This window comes from Algibacter aquimarinus, assembly GCF_039543265.1.
Taxonomy (GTDB): Bacteria; Bacteroidota; Bacteroidia; order Flavobacteriales; family Flavobacteriaceae; genus Algibacter_B; species Algibacter_B aquimarinus.
Window position 1 is genome coordinate 1,328,735 of sequence record NZ_BAABJK010000004.1, and the last position, 17,830, is coordinate 1,346,564.

19 protein-coding genes are annotated in these 17,830 nt (G+C 32.8%); 12 read left to right on the forward strand and 7 right to left on the reverse strand.

Going from position 1 to position 17,830, the window contains the following annotated elements:
• Positions 1-48 precede the first annotated feature (48 nt).
• The 10 genes from ABD939_RS08670 (at position 49) to ABD939_RS08715 (ending at position 9,219) form a co-directional block, all read left to right on the forward strand.
• On the forward strand, positions 49-570 hold the full coding sequence (locus ABD939_RS08670) for a YceI family protein (protein WP_345167089.1): 522 nt from the start codon (positions 49-51) through the stop codon (positions 568-570).
• Positions 563-1,693 carry an NAD(P)/FAD-dependent oxidoreductase gene (locus ABD939_RS08675; RefSeq protein ID WP_345167092.1) on the forward strand — a complete coding sequence of 377 codons (1,131 nt, stop codon included), beginning with the start codon at positions 563-565 and terminating at the stop codon, positions 1,691-1,693. The genes ABD939_RS08670 and ABD939_RS08675 overlap by 8 nt, the downstream gene beginning before the upstream one ends.
• Entirely contained in the window at positions 1,693-2,403 is a 711-nt protein-coding gene (locus tag ABD939_RS08680) for a methyltransferase domain-containing protein (protein ID WP_345167095.1), read from the forward strand. The genes ABD939_RS08675 and ABD939_RS08680 overlap by 1 nt, the downstream gene beginning before the upstream one ends.
• Positions 2,404-3,456: a type III polyketide synthase gene (locus ABD939_RS08685; RefSeq protein ID WP_345167098.1), complete on the forward strand. Its 1,053-nt coding sequence runs from the start codon at positions 2,404-2,406 to the stop codon at positions 3,454-3,456.
• Between the two features lie 108 nt (positions 3,457-3,564).
• Positions 3,565-4,359 carry an SDR family oxidoreductase gene (locus ABD939_RS08690; RefSeq protein WP_345167101.1) on the forward strand — a complete coding sequence of 265 codons (795 nt, stop codon included), beginning with the start codon at positions 3,565-3,567 and terminating at the stop codon, positions 4,357-4,359.
• Positions 4,360-4,384: 25 nt separating this feature from the next.
• On the forward strand, positions 4,385-4,822 hold the full coding sequence (locus ABD939_RS08695) for a 3-hydroxyacyl-ACP dehydratase FabZ family protein (RefSeq protein ID WP_345167104.1): 438 nt from the start codon (positions 4,385-4,387) through the stop codon (positions 4,820-4,822).
• Positions 4,819-6,093, forward strand: a complete 1,275-nt coding sequence (locus ABD939_RS08700; protein WP_345167107.1) for a beta-ketoacyl-[acyl-carrier-protein] synthase family protein — start codon at positions 4,819-4,821, stop codon at positions 6,091-6,093. The genes ABD939_RS08695 and ABD939_RS08700 overlap by 4 nt, the downstream gene beginning before the upstream one ends.
• 56 nt (positions 6,094-6,149) lie before the next feature.
• Positions 6,150-6,401 (forward strand): acyl carrier protein, encoded by a 252-nt coding sequence (locus ABD939_RS08705; RefSeq protein ID WP_345167110.1) that lies wholly within the window; start codon positions 6,150-6,152, stop codon positions 6,399-6,401.
• Positions 6,401-6,964, forward strand: coding sequence for a 4'-phosphopantetheinyl transferase family protein (locus ABD939_RS08710; protein WP_345167113.1), 564 nt, complete (start codon positions 6,401-6,403; stop codon positions 6,962-6,964). The genes ABD939_RS08705 and ABD939_RS08710 overlap by 1 nt, the downstream gene beginning before the upstream one ends.
• Positions 6,965-6,966: 2 nt before the next feature.
• The gene (locus ABD939_RS08715) at positions 6,967-9,219 is read left to right on the forward strand and encodes an efflux RND transporter permease subunit (protein ID WP_345167115.1); all 2,253 of its coding nucleotides are present in this window, start codon (positions 6,967-6,969) and stop codon (positions 9,217-9,219) included.
• Here the strand turns inward: ABD939_RS08715 and ABD939_RS08720 are convergent, their stop codons facing one another.
• From ABD939_RS08720 to ABD939_RS08745, 6 genes are all read right to left on the reverse strand, one after another.
• Positions 9,220-10,131, reverse strand: a complete 912-nt coding sequence (locus ABD939_RS08720; protein ID WP_345167364.1) for an ABC transporter ATP-binding protein — start codon at positions 10,129-10,131, stop codon at positions 9,220-9,222.
• A 79-nt stretch (positions 10,132-10,210) separates the two neighbouring features.
• Positions 10,211-12,367, reverse strand: coding sequence for a prolyl oligopeptidase family serine peptidase (locus ABD939_RS08725; protein WP_345167118.1), 2,157 nt, complete (start codon positions 12,365-12,367; stop codon positions 10,211-10,213).
• Positions 12,368-12,444: 77 nt separating this feature from the next.
• A complete protein-coding gene (locus ABD939_RS08730; protein ID WP_345167121.1) occupies positions 12,445-13,434 on the reverse strand; it encodes an aspartate-semialdehyde dehydrogenase in 990 nt (329 codons plus the stop codon).
• 135 nt (positions 13,435-13,569) lie between these two features.
• On the reverse strand, positions 13,570-13,971 hold the full coding sequence (gene mscL / locus ABD939_RS08735; RefSeq protein ID WP_345167124.1) for a large-conductance mechanosensitive channel protein MscL: 402 nt from the start codon (positions 13,969-13,971) through the stop codon (positions 13,570-13,572).
• A 72-nt stretch (positions 13,972-14,043) separates the two neighbouring features.
• Positions 14,044-15,150: an alanine racemase gene (gene alr, locus ABD939_RS08740; RefSeq protein ID WP_345167126.1), complete on the reverse strand. Its 1,107-nt coding sequence runs from the start codon at positions 15,148-15,150 to the stop codon at positions 14,044-14,046.
• Complete coding sequence (locus tag ABD939_RS08745) at positions 15,143-15,790, reverse strand: thymidine kinase (RefSeq protein WP_345167129.1); 648 nt, start codon at positions 15,788-15,790, stop codon at positions 15,143-15,145. The genes alr and ABD939_RS08745 overlap by 8 nt, the downstream gene beginning before the upstream one ends.
• 108 nt (positions 15,791-15,898) lie before the next feature.
• Here ABD939_RS08745 and ABD939_RS08750 point away from each other — a divergent pair, with 108 nt between their 5' ends.
• On the forward strand, positions 15,899-16,639 hold the full coding sequence (locus ABD939_RS08750) for a hypothetical protein (RefSeq protein WP_345167131.1): 741 nt from the start codon (positions 15,899-15,901) through the stop codon (positions 16,637-16,639).
• On the opposite strand, the gene ABD939_RS08755 is transcribed toward ABD939_RS08750, so the two are convergent.
• Positions 16,636-17,121 carry a DUF2867 domain-containing protein gene (locus tag ABD939_RS08755; protein WP_345167132.1) on the reverse strand — a complete coding sequence of 162 codons (486 nt, stop codon included), beginning with the start codon at positions 17,119-17,121 and terminating at the stop codon, positions 16,636-16,638. The two genes, ABD939_RS08750 and ABD939_RS08755, sit on opposite strands and share 4 nt — an antisense overlap.
• 84 nt (positions 17,122-17,205) lie before the next feature.
• Between ABD939_RS08755 and ABD939_RS08760 the strand changes: the two genes are divergently transcribed.
• Positions 17,206-17,826 carry a TetR/AcrR family transcriptional regulator gene (locus ABD939_RS08760; RefSeq protein WP_345167135.1) on the forward strand — a complete coding sequence of 207 codons (621 nt, stop codon included), beginning with the start codon at positions 17,206-17,208 and terminating at the stop codon, positions 17,824-17,826.
• Positions 17,827-17,830 lie beyond the last annotated feature (4 nt).

The window sequence follows — 17,830 nt, forward strand, 5'->3', positions numbered from 1 at the left end:
AAAAGTAAAATTACGTGAGGCTTTTTGTGTAACTTAAACCACAAAAAGATGAAGAAGTACCTTTCACTTGTTATAATAGTATTTTACACATCACTTTGTGTTGCACAAGAAAAGTCTAAAATAGAATTTGTTATTCGTAATGTTGGATTAAATGTTGATGGTCATTTTGATTCTTTTTCAGTTACAACAAAGTTTGATACCTTAAATAACTTAGAAAAATTAAGTGGTGAGGCGAAAGTAAAATCTATTGAAACCGGTATTGATAGTCGTGACGATCATTTGTTAGAAGAAGACTATTTTAATGTTTCAAAGTTTCCCAAAATCACTTTAAAAAGTATAGCATTAAAAAAAATAGTTACAAATCAATATTCCGCAAAAGTTAATCTCACCATTAAAGGTAAAACAAAGCAAATAACAATACCTATAACAGTTGAAATCTCTGAGGCTTCTCGAAAAATAACGTCAAAATTTCAGATAAACCGAAGGGATTTTGGTGTTGGTGGTCGTAGTCTCGTTATGAGTAATACAGTTAAAATTAGTGTGGTTCACATTGAAGAAATCAATGGATAAAACTAAAGCGGATATTATTATAATTGGTGGTGGTTTAGCAGGATTAGCAAGTGCCATTCATTTAGGAAAAGCAAATTATAATGTGTTGCTTATTGAAAAAAATAACTATCCTAAACATAAAGTTTGTGGTGAATATGTCTCAAACGAAGTGTTACCATATCTTACTTTTTTAGGTTTTGATCCATTTAAATTTGGTGCTAAGCGCATCTCTAATTTTGAGCTTACAACTCATAATTCTAGAAGTATAAAAGCGAAATTACCTTTGGGTGGTTTTGGAATGAGCCGCTATCAAATGGATTTTCAATTGTACCAATTAGCTTTACAAAACAAGGTTAAGGTGCTTCAAGACACAGTGACTAATGTGAATTATGATGAAGATTTATTTCTAGTAAAAACCACATTAAATGGCACTCTAGAATCTAAAATAGTAATTGGCGCTTTTGGTAAACGCTCTAATTTAGATATGGAGTTGGAGCGAACATTCATAAAAAATAAATCACCATATTTAGGTGTAAAAATGCACGTTTCTGGTGATTTTCCTGAAGATAAAGTTGCGTTACATAATTTTAAAGGTGGGTATTGCGGAGTTTCAAAAGTTGAGAATAATCATATTAATTTATGTTATATCACTGATTTTAAGGCTTTCAAGAGGTTTAAAAATATAGAAGCGTTTCAGGAAGCTATCGTATTCAAAAATCAAAAGTTAAAAGCTCTATTTAAAAGTTCAACACCACAGTTTGAAAAACCACTCACTATCAGTCAAATTTCTTTTGAAACCAAACAGCCTGTAGAACATCATATTATTATGTGTGGCGACACAGCAGGTATGATTCATCCGCTATGCGGCAATGGAATGGGAATGGCAATTAGAAGCGCACAATTAGCTTCAAAACTAATAATTGATTACCTTGAAGAAAAAATTGAAAATCGAAACACATTTGAGCAGCTTTACATAAAGCAGTGGAAAAAAACCTTTAGCCTAAGACTAAAAGTAGGCCATGGTATAGCCTACCTGTTTAGGCAAAATTGGTTAGCACCGAAACTGCTAGTAATACTTGCTAAATTTCCGTTTCTATTACCAAAAATTATTAGAATGACCCATGGCAAATCTATGAACGTTTAATGGCTTTATTTATAGACACCACAAACCGTAGTAACGCTACCGAAATCATGGACGATTTTTCTATGAAAGGCACTTTGTTACGCGATACACTTGATAAATTAGGTAGTATTAATAGATGGCTTGGGGGTAACACTATTACCTTAAATGGCATTAAGCAATTATTAAAAAATCAACCAAAAGCCAAAACCTACACTATTATAGATTTAGGTTGTGGCCATGGTGATATTTTAAGGTTGGTTGCAGATTATGGGCGAAAACACAACTTTAGTTTCAACTTAATTGGTATAGACGCCAACCAAGATGCTATAGATTATGCCAATGAATTATCTGTTAGCTATCCAGAACTAACATTTCAAAACCTTGATATTTTTTCAGAAGCATTTCAAAATTTAGAGTTCGATATTGTGCTTAGTACACTTTTTTTACATCATTTTAAGGACGAAGACATTGTAAATTTATTACAAAACCTATCGCATAAAGCAACATTAGGCATTGTTATTAACGACTTACATCGCAGTAAAATAGCTTACGGGTTATTTAAATTGTTGGGCTTGGTTATTTCAAATCACATGATTGTGCAAGATGGCTTAACCTCTATTCTTCGTGCTTTCAAAAGACAAGATTTAGAAAAATTATCGAAAACATTAGACGTTAAATCAAAAATCTACTGGAAATGGGCATTTCGTTACCAGTGGTTAATAAAAACATAAATGGCAGTAAAAATAATAGCAGTAGCAAAACAATTGCCGCAATATACAAGAGAAACCAAAGATATTCTGCCGTTTGTAGAGCTTTGGTTAGAGGGACAAGACGAACGTTTTAAACGAAAAGTGCTCAAAATTTTTGAGAACGCCGCGGTAGATAGACGTTATTCTATTATGAATCCTGAAGAGGTTTTTCTCAATACATCTTTTGAGAAAAAAAATGATATTTACAGTCGTGAAAGTATCAAGCTTGCTGAAAAAAGCTTGGTAAAAGCTTTAGATAAAGCGCAGTTACAACCCACAGATATTGATTATATCATCACTGTAAGTTGTACGGGTATTATGATTCCTTCTTTAGATGCTTATTTAATAAATAGCCTAAAAATGAAACAGGATATTGTGCGATTGCCCGTAACCGAAATGGGTTGCGCAGCGGGTGTTTCAGGTGTTATTTATGCGAAAAATTTTTTAAAAGCAAATCCCAATAAGCGGGCCGTAGTTGTTGCTGTAGAATCGCCTACGGCCACCTTTCAGTTAGAAGATTATTCTATGGTAAATATTGTAAGTGCCGCAATTTTTGGCGACGGGTGCGCCAGTGTTATTTTATCCTCTTATGAGGATGAAGTAGGTCCTGAAATTAAAGATGAAGCCATGTATCATTTTTACGATGCCAACCACATGATGGGTTTTAAATTACGCAATACAGGCTTGCAAATGATACTAGACCAAACGGTACCACAAACCATTGCAGATCATTTTCCTAACATTATTCACCCGTTTTTAAAAGAAAACAATCTAACCATTGATGATATAAAACATTTAGTGTTTCACCCTGGCGGAAAAAAAATTGTACAAACCGTTGAAGATTTATTTGGGGCTTTAGGTAAAAATATAAATGACACTAAAGAGGTGTTACGATTGTACGGCAATATGAGTAGCGCTACGGTATTGTATGTTTTAGAGCGTTTTATGGATAGAAATTTACCCAAGGGCGATAAAGGCATCATGCTTAGTTTTGGACCAGGATTTTCGGCGCAACGTGTGTTGTTGGAATGGTAATTAATTTTTGTGATTCTGAACTTGGTGCAGTATCTTAATTGTTAATTAAATCTCTTAGGTTTTGGAAACCAGTTAGGTCATAGAAATTAGATTTTTTTAGTTTACAACATGAAAGAATTTCAAAACAAAAATCAATGGGCGTTAATTTTAGGCGGTAGTAGCGGCTTGGGTTTAGCCACAGCAATAAAGCTAGCAAAGCATGGGTTAAATATTTGTATTGTTTACCGAAATCCGCGCATACAAGAAGCCGAAATTCAAACTGCGTTTGATACTATAAAACAGGAAAATATTCAGTTTAAAGCGTTTAATACCGATGCTTTTAAGTCTGAAAAACGTGATGCGGTAATTGAAATATTAAAAACGGAATTAGGCACACAAGGCAGCATTAAAACGCTTGTACATAGCGTAGCTAAAGGCAATTTAAAACCCATGATTTCAAAAGAAGCGCAAGTTTTAAAACATGATGATTTTGCTTTAACCATAAACGCCATGGGCATTAGTTTATACGATTGGACAACAGCAATTTTTGAAGCTAAATTATTTGCTGATGATGCCCGAATTATAAGTTTTACAAGTGAAGGTAATACCAAAGCATGGAAAAATTATGCAGCGGTTTCTGCAGCAAAAGTTACCCTAGAAGCCATAACCAGAAATATAGCTTTAGAGTTTGCGCCCTATGGTATAAAAGCCAATTGTATTCAAGCTGGAGTTACAGATACATCGTCTCTACGTATGATTCCAGGGAGCGATAACATTATTAAACATAGTTTAATTAGAAATCCAAACAAACGTTTAACGCTTCCTGAAGATGTAGCCAATGCGGTGTATTTATTAAGTAAAGATGAAGCTTCTTGGATTACAGGCACTATTATTCCTGTAGATGGTGGGGAACATTTATCTTAAAAAAACCTGTGAGTCTATTTAACGTATGAATACAAATCAAATCATAACACTACTACCCTACCAAAAACCATTTTTGTTTGTAGATGGTATTGATACAATTTCTGAAGAAGGCGTCACTGGACACTACACCTTCAAAAAAAACGAATCATTTTACGAAGGTCATTTTAAAAATAATCCGATAACACCAGGAGTGATATTAACAGAATGTATGGCGCAAATAGGTTTGGTATGTTTGGGTATGTTTATGTTGAAAGACGAATTGAACGCCCAAACACCACCACAAATAGCCTTAACATCACACCAAATGGATTTTTATAAGCCTGTGCTTCCTGAGGAAAAAGTAACGGTAATTTCAGAAAAACAAGTCTTTAGATTTCATAAATTAAAATGCAAGGTGAAGATGCTAAACTCAAAAGGCGAATTGGTAGCTAAAGGATTAATTTCAGGAATGTTGAAAGCATGAAAAACAGAGTAGTTATTACGGGATTAGGCGTAGTAGCGCCAAATGGTGTTGGTGTTACAAAATTCACCGAAGCGTTAAAAAATGGAACATCAGGCATTAAGCACCATCAAGAATTAAAAGATTTAAATTTTTCATGTCAGATTGGTGGAATTCCCAATATTTCAGATGCACTAAAATCTAAATATTTCACAGCGTTACAATTGCGCGGATTTAATAGTTCGGGTATTTTATACGGTTGCATTGCAGGAATTGATGCCTGGAAAGACGCAGGATTTGAAGTAAACGCTAGAAGCGAATTAGATACAGACACAGGGCTTATTTTTGGCACAGGCACGTCGGGTGTTGAGAAATTTAGAGAAGCCATTTACAATTTAGATAAAGGTAACGTGCGCAGGTTAGGAAGCACTGTAGTATTACAAACTATGACAAGTGGAGTGAGTGCATATTTAAGTGGTATGTTGGGTTTAGGAAACCAAGTCACTACAAATTCTTCGGCTTGTAGCACAGGTACAGAAGCTATACTAATGGGTTTTGAGCGCATACAATATGGTAAAGCAAAACGCATGTTGGTTGGCAGTTGTAGCGATCATGGACCTTACGTTTGGGGTGGTTTTGATGCCATGCGTGTCATGACGTATAAACATAATGAAAACCCAGAAGAAGGGTCTCGCCCAATGAGTGCCACAGCTAGTGGTTTTGTTCCAGGAAGTGGTGCTGGTGCATTAGTGTTAGAATCTTTAGAAAGTGCTTTAGATCGTGGTGCAACAATTTACGCCGAGGTTTTAGGCGGTGAAGTTAATTCTGGCGGACAACGTCAAGGAGGCACCCTCACAGCACCAAACCCAGAAGCTGTAAAGCGTTGTATTACCAATGCTATTAAAAATTCGGGGGTAGATGCTAATACAATAGATGTGATTAATGGCCATTTAACAGCAACTTCAAAAGACGGATTAGAAATTGAAAATTGGGTGAAAGCTTTACATAGAAAGGGCAAAGATTTCCCTTACATAAATGCAACAAAGTCTTTAGTTGGACATTGTTTAGCAGCGGCAGGCACCATAGAATGCGTAGCAAGCGTTATTCAACTTAAATCACAATTTATTGCACCTAATAAAAATTGTGAGGATTTGCATCCTGACATCGAAGCTTTAATTCCTTCAGAAAAAATACCACAACAAAAAATAGAACTAGCCTTTAATACGATAATTAAGGCCAGTTTTGGCTTTGGAGATGTAAATGCTTGTGTACTTTTTAAAACATATACTATTTAATACCTGTAGGGTCTTTTTACCAAGTGTTTTGTAACTTAGCTTAAGAAAAATTAATTATGAAAAACGACACGTTAATAGTCAAACTCAAAACAATTATAGAGCCTTATATTCAAGATGAAGACGCTTTTAAAAACCTTTCAGAAGAGACTGATTTTGTCAAAGATTTAAAGATAAATTCTGCAAACTTGGTAGACATTATTCTTGATATTGAAGATGAATTTGATATTCGTTTAGAAAATGAGGATATGGAAAAAATGCTAGATGTAAAATCTGCAATGGCTATTGTAAATACTAAGTTAAACGCTTAATGGTTGGTAACGACATTGTTGATATAAGTGAAGCGAAACGCACATCTAATTGGCAACGTCCACGATTTTTAGAAAAGCTATTTACTAATAATGAACAAGGTATCATAAAAAATGCTCCAAATCCATTTTTAAAAGTTTGGCAATTATGGAGTATGAAAGAAGCTGCTTATAAATTATACACGCAGTTGTATCCCAGTAAGTTTTATAATCCAAAGGGATTTGCGTGTTTTATGAAAGAAGACTTTGGGATCGTGAAGTTTAAAATGTTTCAATGTTATGTTACAACACAAATAACGTCTGAATATATCATTTCCGAAGCGCGACTAAATCAAGAATGGATGACTTCTAAAGTTATAAAATTTGAAAACAAAAATCCTCAGAAACAAAGTAAAACCATCAGAAAAGCCTTGATTGAAACAGGTATTGATAGGTTTGATATTTCAACTGAACAGGTAAAGATTCTAAGCTCAAAATACGGTATTCCTAGTTTGCAAATACCATCTAAAATAGTGCCTTTAAGTATAACACACCATGGGTATTATGGTGCCTTTGCTATCTCCTAACTATGAAAAATCTTAAAAGCATCGTCCAGTTTATTATAAAATTCAGAATTGCTATTATCGTAGTATTTGCAATTTTAATGGCATTGGCTGGTCATCAAACTCTTAATAAACTTAGTGTAGACAATTCACTATCTATCTGGTTTTTAGAGGATGATCCAAGTTATAAAGCCTATATTGATTTTCAGGAAAGATTTGGATCAGACGAGATTTTTATCGCCATGCTTCCTGTTGAAAATGCCATTGGTGAGCCAGATGTTGAGGCTTTAAAGCAATTACATAAGGATATTGAATCGTTGCCTTATGTAAAAACCACATTTAGTTTAGCTAAAGCTAAATACCCTATTTATGCGAACAATAAAATAAATTTTGATGATTTATATAATCCTAAACGTAGTGAAAAAGGATTAAAAAGTCTTTTTTCAAAATTACCGAACATTACGTCTCAATTAGTAACAAAAGATTATAAGCATCAATTTTTCTATATACAAATGAAACCTACGCCAACCATTGAGGAAAAGCGACAGGACATTGCTGTAGAAATTAGAACTGTTATAGATAAATCTTACTCAAATTATTATCTCACTGGGCCGCCAGTACTTAATGAAGCTTATAGCAAGGGTATTTATAAAGAGAGTTTGACTTTTGGAATATTAACCGTTTTGGTTATTACCATTTTACTTTTGTTTTTGCTTCCAAGCAAACGTTATTTGTTTATCGCGTTACTATCAGTAGCAATTCCAGTTAGTTTATTATTCGGATTAATTACATCTTTAGGATTTGCCCTAAACATGATTTCTATGCTTATACCAACAATCCTTATGGTATATAGTGTGAGTGACGCAGTGCATATAATTAATATTTATCATAAAGAAGGTTTAATAAACACTTCAATTTCAAAAGTTGACTTGATTACTATTGCTATTCGCAGGAGTTTAACACCTTGTTTTTATACTACGTTAACAACGTTTGTTGGTTATTTTGCACTTTATATATCACCACTTCCCGCGTTTAAAAATATGGGAGTTTTTACCTGTATTGGTTTATTAATGAGCTTTATTTTGGTTTATGTTATTACCATTATTGGTTTTAGTTTCATGAATTTGAATTTTGAAAAAGCGAAACCAATCTTTAGTCTTAAAGGAATATCTCAAACCAATTTTATAGAATGGCTTAATGGGTTTACGTCTACTTATAAAACATCAATTATTACCGTTTTCACATTAGTTTTAACGTTTGGCATTTATTCTATTTTTCAAGTTGATATCGATACAAATTCACGAGATTTGTTAGCAGAAGGACAAGCAAAAGATGACCTAAGAACTGTGGAGGTAGAACTTGGCGGAAGCAATAGGCTGCAACTTAATATTTCAACCACAAATGGCGATGTTATTTTAAATAAAGAGGCCTTAAAAAAGTTGGAAATTTTTCATGAAAAATTAGAAGAGAATCCACTTATTTCATCACCCGTTTCAGTTGTAACCATTAAATCATTTTTACAAAAACGGACTCCTGTTTTATTTCAATCTTCTATTTCTGAAGACAAACTAAAAAACACTTTAGCTGATGTTGACGCTGCTGAAAATAGTTTTTTCAAATTATTTTCTGAAGATTTATCAACTGCTGGCTTTACATTAACTTTAATGGAAATGCGAACCTCTGAGCTTGAGCAAGTTTTAAACGATATAAAAGTTGCTTTTGAAGATACTTTTGACACCAATGATTTTAGTCTAAAAATAAACGGTTTTGCAGTCGTGTTTTCACAGCTAAACAACTTTATTTTAGAAACACAATTTAAGTCCTTTTTCGCGGCATTTTTTGTAGCGTTTTTATGTTTATGGTTTTTTATACGGAGCTTACGAACTACAATTTTGGTGTTAATACCAAATATATTACCGCTGGCAATTTTAGCCATTTTTATGAGTTTGTTAAACATTCCGTTAGATGTTTCAACAGCTATGATTACACCTATAATGTTAGGAATTGCTATGGACGACACTATACATTTAGTGCATAAATACCGAAAAAGTAAGCGCGTACAAGGAACTGCAGAACAGCGAATGAATAATGCTATGCACTACACAGGTGGCGCACTTCTATCCACTACAATAGCTTTAGTTGGAGGTTTTTTAATTATTGCATCTAGTGCAACGCCATCGGTTAGCGATTTTGGAGCTTTATGTGCAGTAACCGTTGCAATTGCTTTAATTACCGATATATTTTACTTACCAGCTTTGTTAAAGACTTTTGACAAATAATTACGTTATTATTTCTAGAAATATAATAGTAGATTTTTTAATATCAGTATCATGTTCAAAGAAGATAGATTTTCCGTTTAAATCGGCCTCAATTAAAAAGTAGTGCCCTTTGTAGTAGCACTCTTTTACAATAGCCTTTAATTTAGATTTTTCAGTAAGTTTTATATGATTGGCATAAATAATATCTCCATTAACGTCATTAAACTCATTGAAAAAGGAAGCAATTAATTTGTTTTTAGGATTTTTGTATAAAGATTTCGGCGTTTCGCTTGCCATAATTTTATTGTCATGTAAAACAATCATATGGTCTGAAAATGATAAAACATCATCTTTATCGTGAGTAGCAAGAATACATGTAATTTTTTTTTCTTTTAAATACTTAAACAAGCTTCTTCGCAAGGACTGTTTTTTAAAATTATCAATATGACTAAAAGGTTCGTCTAGCAATAGTATTTCGGGTTGCTTTGCTATAGATTTAGCTATAGCAACTCGTTGTTTTTGTCCGCCGCTTAACAGTTTTACTTTGGTGTTAGCAAAATCATTTAGTTCAACAACAGCTAGAAGCTCTTTGATGCGTATTTGCTTTTCTTCAGGATAAAAATTAGATAGAAATTCACCAATATTTTCAGCAACAGTTGTAAAAGGCATCAAGTCAAACTCTTGAGCTACATATTTCATGAATTCAGGACCAATTATTAGATTGTATTTAGGCCCTAAAATTTGTTTTTTTTTCCAGAAAATTTGCCCCTCGCTTAAATCATAAGTTCCATAAAGTAATTTTAAAAGTGTGCTTTTCCCAGAACCACTTTCACCTATAATAGAAAAATGTTCACCTTCTTTAACATTAAAGCTAATGTTGTTTAAAACAGGTTGTGTTTTGTAACGAAAAGATATATTTTTAACTTGAAGCATAACTATTTGAAGTGCAAAAATAACATAAAAAAATCTGCCCAAAACTTGAACAGATTTTTAAATTCATACTCAGTTAATATTATCCTTTTATTTTCTCTTTTGTTTTACTGGGAAGAACTTCAAACCCCATGTTGTAAAGTGTGAAACTAAAGATGTCAGCATATTGTTCAATAGATTTACTTACAGGAGTTCCAGCGCCATGTCCGGCATCTGTTTCTACACGAATTAATGCAGGATTAGTTCCTGATTGTTTACTCTGTAATTCTGCAGCAAATTTAAAACTATGCGCTGGCACTACGCGGTCGTCGTGGTCGCTAGTTGTTATTAAAGTTGCAGGGTATTGAACACCTTCTTTTACATTATGTACGGGAGAATATCCTTTTAAATATTCGAACATTTCTTTACTATCTTCAGAAGTGCCATAATCATATGACCATGCGGCTCCAATAGTAAATTTATGGTAACGTAACATATCATGAACACCAACAGCTGGAAGTGCTACCTTAGCTAAGTCTGGTCTTTGTGTTATAACTGCGCCTACTAAAAGACCTCCATTTGAACCTCCAAGAAGTGCTAAATAATCTGAAGAGGTGTAGTTTTTTTCAATTAAAAATTCACCAGCTGCGATAAAATCATTAAACACATTTTGCTTTTGCATTTTTGTTCCAGCATCATGCCACGCTTTGCCATATTCTCCACCGCCTCTTAAATTGGCTACGGCATAAATACCTCCTTGTTCCATCCAAATAGCATTGGTAATTCTAAAACTTGGAGTCTGACTAATATTAAACCCACCATAGCCATAAAGAATGGTTGGGTTTTTACCGTTAAGCTTTAAACCCTTTTTATGGGTTATCATCATTGGTATTTTTGTACCATCTTTTGAAGTATAAAATACTTGATTACTTTCATAATCATCGCTGTTAAAAGCTATTTCAGGCTTCCAGTATAATTCAGTATTTCCAGATTCAATATTGAGCTTATAAATACTTGGAGGTGTATTATAATTGGTAAATACAAAGTAATCTGAATGTTCTTCTTTTTTACTTCCAAAACCACCTGCAGTACCTAGCCCTGGAAGCTTAATATCTCTAACAAGTGTTCCGTCAAAATTATATTGTTTCACTTGAGAAATAGCATCTACCATATAGTGCGCAATAATAAATTTTCCGCTTGTTGAAGCTGATAAAACATTACTAGTTTCTGGTATAACATCTACCCAGTTTTTAGGGCTAGGATTTGAGGCATCAACAGAAACTATTTTTTTGTTAGGTGCGCCTAAATTTGTTAAAAGAAATAACTTACTGCCTATATTTTCAATAATTGATGTATCGCTCTCTAAATGATCTAAAACACTAATGAATTTACTATTTGGAACAGATAAATGTTTAATTAATAATTTATTTCCTGAAGAAGATTCACCGGGTAAAACAACTAAATACTTGTCATCTGTGGTAACATAAGACCGTATGTATCTGTGCTTTTCATTATTTGCGCCACCATAAATTAAGACATCACTTTTTTGAGAAGTTCCCATTTTATGATAATATACTTTATGGTTATTGTTTTCTTCAGAAAGCTCGCTGCCTTTTGGCTTATCGTAGCTTGAGTAATAAAACCCTTCACTCTTATACCAAGAAACACCACTAAATTTTATATTTTTTAGCGTATCTCCTGTAATCTCTTTAGTTTCAGTATTTATAACTATTACTTTTCTCCAGTCGCTTCCACCCTCAGAAATTGAATAGGCTGCTAATTTTGAATTTTTTGAGAAGCTTAAACCACTTAGTGAAATAGTACCATCATCAGAAAATGTATTGGGGTCCAAAAAAACTTCGGCATCTTCATTTCCTTTTTTTCTGTAAATAACATTTTGATTTTGAAGTCCGTCATTTTTGCTAAAGTAAGTGTAATCTCCTTCGGTAAAAGGCGCACCAATTTTTTCGTAATTCCAAATTTCAGATAAGCGCTCTTTCAAATCATTTTTGAAAGGAATTTTATCTAAATAACCAAAAGTAGTTTTGTTTTGAGCTTCAACCCATGCTTCGGTATCTTTACTTCTATCGTCTTCCAGCCAACGGTAAGGGTCTTTTACATCAACCCCAAAATAATTGTCAACTGTATCAACAGTTTTGGTTTTGGGATAATTCACAATGATTTCATTTTTATCTGTTGTGTTTTTTTTACATGAAGAAATGACTAAAACGACTAGTAAGCAAATAGTTAGTTTTTTCATGATTACTTTTTAAGCAAAAGTAAACAAAAAGCCCTTGTTAAAAAACAAAGGCTTTTTTAATACTGAAAATTAAAAGGCTACACTAAATTATTTTCAACTAAATATTCAGCAATTTGTATCGTGTTTGTTGCGGCACCTTTACGAAGGTTATCTGCAACAATCCACATATTTAAAGTGTTTGGTTGTGTTTCGTCTCTACGTATTCTACCAACAAAAACTTCATCTTTATCATGAGCATAAATTGGCATTGGATAGGTGTTAGTGTCTGTATTATCTTGAACAACTACACCTGGTGTTTCGTGTAACATTTTACGAACATCAGCTAAGTCAAAATCATTTTCAAACTCAACATTTACAGATTCAGAGTGCCCACCTGCAGTTGGTATTCTAACCGCTGTTGCAGTAACAGAAAATGTTTTGTCATTAAATATTTTTTGAGGTTCTCTCGCTAACTTCATTTCCTCTTTAGTGTATCCATTTTCCATGAATACATCGCAATGAGGTAAAGCATTTCTTCCTATAGGATAGGGGTAAGCCATTTCGCCTTCAATACCAGCAATTTCATTTTCTAACTGTTTTACAGCTTTCACACCTGTACCTGAAACAGATTGATAAGTAGAAACTACAACACGTTTCATTTTATATTTAGCATGAAGCGGAGAAAGCGCTAATACCATTTGTATGGTAGAACAGTTTGGATTGGCTATAATTTTATCTTCTTTTGTAAGTTCGCTAGCGTTAATTTCTGGAACCACTAATTTTTTGGTAGGGTCCATCCTCCAAGCGGAAGAATTATCAACAACGGTTGTACCTGCTTCGGCAAATTTAGGAGCCCATTTTAAAGAGGTATCTCCACCTGCAGAAAAAATAGCTATTTCTGGTTTTGCTGCTACAGCATCTGCTAAGCCTATAATTGAATATTCTTTGTTTTTGAAAGTTAATTTTTTACCAACTGATCTTTCTGAAGCTACTAACAATAATTCTGTAATTGGAAAATTACGCTCTTCAAGTACTTTAAGCATTACTTCGCCAACCATTCCTGTTGCTCCTACAACTGCTACTTTCATTGTTTTATGTTTTGATAATTGAATGAGCAAAACTAAGTATTAATTCTATTTTAGAATCTAAAAAAAGCCCTCATTTTTTTAAAACGAGGGCTTTTTAACAACAAAATAACACAGTGTTATTTAATTAACAATTTGTTATTTTTTAAGCAAATCTCTTATTTCTCCAAGTAATTCTTCTTGTGTTGGTCCAGCAGGAGCTTCAGGAGCTGGTTCTTCTTTCTTCTTCATTTTGTTTACACCTTTAACAACCAAGAACATAACAAATGCAACAATTATAAAGTCTATAACGTTGGTTAAAAATGTACCATACTCTAAGTAAACTTCTCCAGCCATTTCGCCTGCATCATTTAATGCGCCATCTTTTAATTTGTACCTTAATGCTTTAAAGTCTGAATCGAAAATTAAACCAATTAATGGCGAAACAATACCTCCAGTAAAAGCTGTTACTACTTCTTTAAAAGCAGCACCCATTACAAAACCTACTGCAATGTCGATAAGGTTACCCTTCATTGCAAATTCTTTAAACTCTTTTAACATAATTATAAATTTCTAGTTAGTGAGCCACTAAAATAGGTAAAAAAGTTAAAATATTAACATTTGTTAAAATAGTTATTCAATAAAAGTGCGCTTAATCCTCTGAGAAACAGCAGTTATAACCTCGTAAGAAATTGTATTTGCTGTTTCTGCTAAATCTTCGGCTGTTGTATTTGCATCGAATAGAATTACTTCATCTCCTTCTTTACAATCAATATCTGTAATATTAACCATAATCATATCCATGCATACATTACCTACTATAGGTGCTTTTTGTCCTTTAATAATAACGTAACCTTTTCCATTACCATACTGTCTTCCAATACCATCAGCATGACCAATGGGAAGTGTTGCCGTTTTTTGTAAGCCATCACTTTTGTAAGCCCTATTATAACCAACAGATTCTCCTTTTTCAATTAAGTGAATTTGTGAAATAATAGTTTTTAAACTTGCTATGGGTTTTAGGTTTTTATTTTCTATTTCTGAATTTCCAAATCCGTATAAACCAATACCGCTTCGAACCATATCTAAATGTGCTTCTGGATAATTTAAAATTCCCGAAGTATTACATATATGAAGCATAGGTTTATAACCAACGGTTTTTTCAAAATTTTTAGCAATAGTTTTAAAATCTTTAATTTGATTGGTTGTAAAAGGTTTTTCGTTTAAATCCTCACTAGCTGCCAAATGAGAGAATATAGATTTAACAGTAATAGTTTTGGTTAGAGATAGTGTTTTGTTAATAAAATTAATGTCGTTGTGCCAAAACCCTAAACGATTTAATCCCGTGTTAAACTTGATGTGTACAGGATAATTTTTTTGGTTTTCTATAGAAGTAGCAGTTATAAATTCTTTTAAAATTTTAGCATTATATAAACTAGGTTCTAAACAATTTTCGATTAAAGCTTTAAAATTTACAGCCTGCGGATGAAGTACTAAAATAGGTGTTTTTATACCAGCTTTTCTTAGAGCGATACCTTCATTAATGTAAGCAACAGCAAAATAATCTACATGAAGTGTTTCTAAATATTTAGCAATTTTGCACGCATCACTACCATAACCAAAAGCTTTAACAACTGCTAAAAACTTTGTGCTAGGTTGTAATTTAGATTTTAAATATTGAAAATTATGTTTAAGTGCTTTTAAGTCTATTTCAAGCACAGTCTCTTGTGCTTTAGGCATCCTTATCCTTAGTTTTAGAATTTATTTCTTCAGCGTCGTTTACACTCATATTGCGAACTTTATCGCGCATGGTTGCTTTATAATAAGCAGCTCTACTTAGGGGTTCGTAATCTTCAACTTCACCAACTAGAACTAAATCGTCACTTTTACTTTTGCGGTAACTATACTGTGCTAAATTTCCAGTTCGGGTGCAAACAGCATGTACTTTTGTAACATATTCTGCAGTTGCCATAAGGTTTGGCATAGGACCAAAAGGATTGCCTTTAAAATCCATATCTAAACCGGCAACGATAACACGAACACCTTTGTTAGCTAAATCGTTACAAACACGCACTATTTCGTCATCAAAAAACTGTGCTTCGTCAATACCAACAACATCACAACCATCGGCTAAAATAGGGATATTTGCAGCTGCAGGAACTGGTGTAGAGCGAATTTCGTTAGCATCATGAGATACCACCATTTCCTCATTATATCGCACATCAACAGTAGGCTTAAAAATCTCTACTTTTTGTCTTGCAAATTGAGCACGTTTAAGCCTGCGGATAAGTTCTTCTGTCTTTCCAGAAAACATGGAGCCACAAATAACTTCAATCCACCCAAATTGTTCTTTATGATTTACGGTATTTTCAAGAAACATTTTGTAATTTTAACACTAAAACAAAGCTATTATTCGTTTGTATAAAGGTGACGCAAATTTATTTAAAAATCAAAAGTCTAAAGCGCAATAATTAAAAATTTATAAACAATGAAGAAGAAGCTAGAATCTGAACTCATTAGTATAGCCCACAGAATTCTGAAATTAAAAGGGAAAGAAGATGTCGTAAAAATGCATGCCGAAGCGTCTGCGCTATATGAAAAGTTATCTGTATTAAAATTTGCGCATGAAAATTTTGATGATGATATTCCAACGATTGGAAGTAACTCCTCCTTTTTTGGAATGTTAGACGAAGCATTTAATAATAAAATAAGCGATACTATTGAGGTTGAAGATAAAATATATATTAATCTAGATGAGGTTGAGGATGACGATATTATGGAACCTGTAATGGAAAAGATTAAAGATATGGTGGCTCAAATGCCTCATGAGACTCAGCAAGTAGACACTATTTTTGAAGAAGCAGTACCAAAACAACCTATAAAAAAGCATAATTTAGAAGATATTACAGAAGGCTTTAAAGAAATGCCTGTTTTTGAACCCGTTTCGAGAGAAAACGGAGCATCTAACGAAAAAAAATCCTTGAATGATAAAATTAAAATAGGCCGATTAAATATTGGTCTAAATGATAAAATTGCTTTCATAAAGCATTTATTTGATGGGAAGGCAGAAGATTATGATCGTGTTGTATCGCAACTTAATACATCACTTTCTTTTAGTGATGCTAAACGTTTTATTGAAGATATTGTAAAACCAGATTACAACGATTGGGTTGATAAAGAAGAGTTTGAAGAGCGCTTTATAGAAATTATTGAGGCTAAGTTTAACTAAACCTTATAAGCTTGTTTTACCATATGCTTTACAATAACGATGTGAAATGGTCTAATTAGAGCCATATAAACCTTACCAAATAGATTATTGTATTTTACTAAGGTAGTAACCTTAATATTATGTTGATATTCTTTTGAATTGAAAACACTCACCCTAAAGTCTAAATGTTTATCATCTGCCCCAATTAAAACCTCATTATCTTCAACACTAAACACCTTAATAAATCCAATACTTTCACCTGGTTTATATTGTGGCTTGAAATCTTTACCCATATCCGTTTTTAAACCAAATATTTTAACTAAAGCATTACGCAAACGCATTAAAAACATTACCCATTTGGGCATCGTTCCAAAAATTAAATGCGTTATAGTTTCTAAGGAATCTTTATGATTTGTAGTTGAAAACGTATCTGTAAAATCTATTCTAGAAAGTGCCTGTTTTATACCCTTTGTGTTTGGGGACTGTTCTGTTTTTACAACCATTATTAGTGTTTAAATTAAAATTAGGTCAAATATACTAATTTTTATTGATTAGGTCAACTATACTAAATTTAATATATTTGATTTATGGGGAATACTAAAGAGATTATTCTTAAAACAGCCTTAGATTTGTTTAATACACAAGGGATGGCTAAGGTTACATTAAGAGCTATTGCTAATAAAATGGGTATTAGCCAAGGCAATTTAAATTATCATTTTAAAAAAAGAGAGGACATTGTAGAGGCACTCTATTTTCAAATTGTTGAAAATATAAACCAAGCAGTTACCAATAGTATGCAATCTCAAAATCATTTAGAAGCTCTATTTGGTGTATCTAAAACCATAATGTTTACATTTTATAAATATCAGTTTTTCTTACTAGATTTTGTTTTAATTATGCGAGAGCATAAAACAATTAAGCAGCATTATATAATGTTGATAAAGCAACGAGAAGCAGAGTTTTTAAATATGACTAAAATATTAATAGATTATAACATACTTAGACAACCCATATTTTTAAATGAATACAATAATCTGTTTAAACGGTTTCAGATTTTAAGTGACTTTTGGATGTCTTCAGTCGTTGTAGAACGCGGTAAAATTACTAAAGCATCAGTAGATGAGTATTCAGAAATTATTTATCAGTCTATCTTTCCCTACTTAACTTTAAAAGGGCAAGAACAATTTAAGTCATTATCTTTAGCGTAATTTT

Excerpts from the sequence above, each read along its gene's own strand:
- ABD939_RS08670 (WP_345167089.1), top strand. The coding sequence starts at position 49 with ATGAAGAAGTACCTTTCACTTGTTATAATAGTATTTTACACATCACTT.
- ABD939_RS08675 (WP_345167092.1), top strand. The coding sequence starts at position 563 with ATGGATAAAACTAAAGCGGATATTATTATAATTGGTGGTGGTTTAGCA.
- ABD939_RS08680 (WP_345167095.1), top strand. The coding sequence starts at position 1,693 with ATGGCTTTATTTATAGACACCACAAACCGTAGTAACGCTACCGAAATC.
- ABD939_RS08685 (WP_345167098.1), top strand. The coding sequence starts at position 2,404 with ATGGCAGTAAAAATAATAGCAGTAGCAAAACAATTGCCGCAATATACA.
- ABD939_RS08690 (WP_345167101.1), top strand. The coding sequence starts at position 3,565 with ATGAAAGAATTTCAAAACAAAAATCAATGGGCGTTAATTTTAGGCGGT.
- ABD939_RS08695 (WP_345167104.1), top strand. The coding sequence starts at position 4,385 with ATGAATACAAATCAAATCATAACACTACTACCCTACCAAAAACCATTT.
- ABD939_RS08700 (WP_345167107.1), top strand. The coding sequence starts at position 4,819 with ATGAAAAACAGAGTAGTTATTACGGGATTAGGCGTAGTAGCGCCAAAT.
- ABD939_RS08705 (WP_345167110.1), top strand. The coding sequence starts at position 6,150 with ATGAAAAACGACACGTTAATAGTCAAACTCAAAACAATTATAGAGCCT.
- ABD939_RS08710 (WP_345167113.1), top strand. The coding sequence starts at position 6,401 with ATGGTTGGTAACGACATTGTTGATATAAGTGAAGCGAAACGCACATCT.
- ABD939_RS08715 (WP_345167115.1), top strand. The coding sequence starts at position 6,967 with ATGAAAAATCTTAAAAGCATCGTCCAGTTTATTATAAAATTCAGAATT.
- ABD939_RS08720 (WP_345167364.1), bottom strand. The coding sequence starts at position 10,131 with ATGCTTCAAGTTAAAAATATATCTTTTCGTTACAAAACACAACCTGTT.
- ABD939_RS08725 (WP_345167118.1), bottom strand. The coding sequence starts at position 12,367 with ATGAAAAAACTAACTATTTGCTTACTAGTCGTTTTAGTCATTTCTTCA.
- ABD939_RS08730 (WP_345167121.1), bottom strand. The coding sequence starts at position 13,434 with ATGAAAGTAGCAGTTGTAGGAGCAACAGGAATGGTTGGCGAAGTAATG.
- mscL (WP_345167124.1), bottom strand. The coding sequence starts at position 13,971 with ATGTTAAAAGAGTTTAAAGAATTTGCAATGAAGGGTAACCTTATCGAC.
- alr (WP_345167126.1), bottom strand. The coding sequence starts at position 15,150 with ATGCCTAAAGCACAAGAGACTGTGCTTGAAATAGACTTAAAAGCACTT.
- ABD939_RS08745 (WP_345167129.1), bottom strand. The coding sequence starts at position 15,790 with ATGTTTCTTGAAAATACCGTAAATCATAAAGAACAATTTGGGTGGATT.
- ABD939_RS08750 (WP_345167131.1), top strand. The coding sequence starts at position 15,899 with ATGAAGAAGAAGCTAGAATCTGAACTCATTAGTATAGCCCACAGAATT.
- ABD939_RS08755 (WP_345167132.1), bottom strand. The coding sequence starts at position 17,121 with ATGGTTGTAAAAACAGAACAGTCCCCAAACACAAAGGGTATAAAACAG.
- ABD939_RS08760 (WP_345167135.1), top strand. The coding sequence starts at position 17,206 with ATGGGGAATACTAAAGAGATTATTCTTAAAACAGCCTTAGATTTGTTT.